Here is a 561-nt window from a genome sequence, read left to right on the forward strand (position 1 = left end):
ATTGCAGTGACTTCTGTCAGTCCAGTCACCTGCACTGGCACACTCCGCTGAGTGGTACTGTTATCACCCAGCTGCCCGCTGCCGCCGTACCCCCACGCCCATACGCTGCCGTCGCTCTTCAGCGCCAGGCTGTGGCTGCTGCCCGCTGCGATCGCAGTGACCCCGCTTAAGGTCGAAATAGCCGCCGGTACCGTTGTGTTTGTCGTAGTACCATTCCCCAGCTGACCGCTGNGAGCCCCACGCCCATACGCTCCCGTCGCCTTTCAGTACCAAGCTGTGGCTTGTCCCTGCCGCGACCGCTATCACACCGCTCGTCAGACCGCTCACCGCTACCGGCGTGCTCCGCTGTGTGGTGCTGTTATCTCCGAGTTGTCCGTTCGCATTAACTCCCCAGGCCCATACGCTGCCGTCATTCTTCAATGCCAGCGTATGCTGGTTGCTGCCGCTTACCGATACTATTCCACTTAGGCCCGGCACCACCCCTCTGGTGGTCCGGATCACGGAGGTCGAGCTTCCGTCTCCAAGCTGACCGGTGCTGTTGCTTCCCCAGGCCTGTACTTG

Annotated in this window: 2 pseudogenes; both read right to left on the bottom strand. The window is 61.6% G+C overall.

The annotated features are described in order from the left end of the window. Positions 1 to 221 (bottom strand): annotated as a pseudogene (locus tag KIH86_RS30130) (InlB B-repeat-containing protein); the annotation flags it as partial. Between the two features lie 43 nt (positions 222 to 264). After that, positions 265 to 561: pseudogene (locus KIH86_RS30135) on the bottom strand (RCC1 domain-containing protein); the annotation flags it as partial.

It is taken from the genome of Paenibacillus sinensis (assembly GCF_019904155.1).
Classification (GTDB): Bacteria; Bacillota; Bacilli; order Paenibacillales; family Paenibacillaceae; genus Paenibacillus_AQ; species Paenibacillus_AQ sinensis.